Origin of the sequence: Mesorhizobium sp. M0998, from assembly GCF_040318885.1 — a bacterium.
Taxonomy (GTDB): domain Bacteria; phylum Pseudomonadota; class Alphaproteobacteria; order Rhizobiales; family Rhizobiaceae; genus Mesorhizobium.
Genome location: NZ_JAMYND010000115.1, coordinates 1 through 1,240 on the forward strand (window position 1 = coordinate 1; position 1,240 = coordinate 1,240).

Annotated in this window: 1 protein-coding gene; it reads right to left on the reverse strand. The window is 61.8% G+C overall.

Annotation, left to right across the window (positions count from 1 at the left end; translation table 11 throughout):
* Positions 1–31: 31 nt before the first annotated feature.
* Positions 32–1,179 (reverse strand): IS3 family transposase gene (locus tag NKH59_RS33335; protein WP_353024474.1). Its coding sequence is split into 2 segments (ribosomal slippage): positions 32–930 and positions 930–1,179, totalling 1,149 coding nucleotides; the frame shifts between segments, so codons are not numbered across the junction.
* Positions 1,180–1,240: the final 61 nt, after the last annotated feature.

A 1,240-nucleotide genomic window follows, 5' to 3' on the forward strand; every position in this document is an offset into this window, starting at 1 on the left:
TTGGCCTGCTGCCGGTTTTTCGGACACGAGGTTAAGCTAACATAGCTTGTTCCTCGAACTCCACGGGGCTCAGATAGCCCAGCGTCGAGTGCCTCCGCCGGGGGTTATAGAAGCATTCGATGTAATCGAACACATCCGCTCTGGCGTCATCCCTCGTCCTGTAGACCTTGCGGGCTGTCCGCTCGGTCTTGAGCGACGAGAAGAAGCTCTCCATCGCAGCATTGTCCCATACGTTGCCCGACCGGCTCATCGAACACGTAATGCCGTGATCGGCCATCAGGCGCTGGAACTGCTCGCTCGTGTATTGCGATCCCTGGTCGGAATGATGCAGCAGGCTGTCGGGCTTGCCCCGGCGCCAGATCGCCATGATGAGGGCGTCGGTGACGAGCTGTGCTGTCATCTCGGCCTTCATCGCCCAGCCGACGACCCGCCGGGAGAACAGGTCGACCACGGCGGCAACGTAGAGCCATCCTTCGGCGGTCCAGATATAGGTGAAGTCGGCGACCCATTTCTGGTTCGGCGCCGAGGCCTCGAAGGCGCGGTCAAGGAGATTGTCCGACACAACCGCTCGCTCGCCCATATCCTTCGGCAGTCCGCGGCGCCGAGGCCTGGCACGCAGACCGTTCTCCCGCATAAGCCTCTCGATGCGATGCAGGCCGCAGGACAGCCCCTCAGCCAGCACGTCGTGCCAGACGCGACGGGCGCCATAGGTGCGGTCGCTGCTCTTGAAGCTACGGTCGATCCTGGAAACGAGGATCTCGTCATCCCGGGAGCGAGCGCTGGGGCTGCGGTCGAGCCAGGCATGGAAGCCTGAGCGGGACACATCCAGCGCACTGCAAAGCCATGCCACCGGCCAGATGTTCCGGTGCCTCGCGATGAAAGCGAACTTCACGTCACTTCCCTCGCGAAGTAGGCTGCGGCCTTTTTTAGGATGTCGCGCTCCGCCTTCAGCTTCGCCACTTCCTTGCGTAGCCGGTCGATCTCCTGCTGCTCCGGCTTCATTTGCCCATGACCGGGAAACGCGTGCTGCGGATCGGTCGACAGCTCGCGCACCCATTTGCGCAGCACATTCTCGTGGAGATCGAGGTCGCGGGCAGCCTGGGCCACCGCAACGCCCCGATCCTTGATCAATCTCACCGCCTCAAGCTTGAACTCGCGGCTGAACTTCCTTCTTTGCATTCCAACTCTCCAGTTCCGTTAAACACCTTATCTCGGTGTCCACGAAACCGGCAGCAGGCCA